The organism is Streptomyces colwelliae (assembly GCF_048158785.1).
GTDB lineage: Bacteria > Actinomycetota > Actinomycetes > Streptomycetales > Streptomycetaceae > Streptomyces.
In genome coordinates this window covers 1-397 of the sequence record NZ_JBLTJC010001043.1, presented here as the reverse complement: position 1 = coordinate 397, position 397 = coordinate 1, and the positions used below count along the sequence as shown (strand labels likewise).

The window sequence follows — 397 nt, the reverse complement described above, 5'->3', positions numbered from 1 at the left end:
CCGTGAGATGGAGCATCATCTTGAGATATAAATCAGGATCGCCCAGACCATAAATCGCGGAAACAGACGCCACCACAACCACATCACGCCGCTCCAGCATCGCTTTGGTGGCGGACAAACGCATCTGCTCAATATGTTCGTTAACCGAGGCATCTTTCTCAATGAAAGTGTCGGAACTCGGTACATAGGCTTCCGGCTGATAGTAGTCGTAGTAGGAAACGAAATATTCCACCGCGTTTTCCGGGAAGAACTCTTTCATTTCGCCATACAGCTGGGCCGCCAGCGTTTTGTTGGGCGCAAGTACCATGGTTGGGCGCTGAAGGTCAGCAATGACATTGGCAATGGTGAAGGTTTTCCCTGAGCCAGTCACGCCAAGTAACGTCTGGTGCGCCAGGCC

The 397-nt window shown here is 52.1% G+C and carries 1 protein-coding gene; it reads right to left on the bottom strand.

The window, feature by feature from the left end; all coding sequences use genetic code 11:
* The coding region (locus ACNFOC_RS55750; protein ID WP_416966493.1) for a DEAD/DEAH box helicase family protein at nt 1-397 on the bottom strand (397 nt) is incomplete at both ends.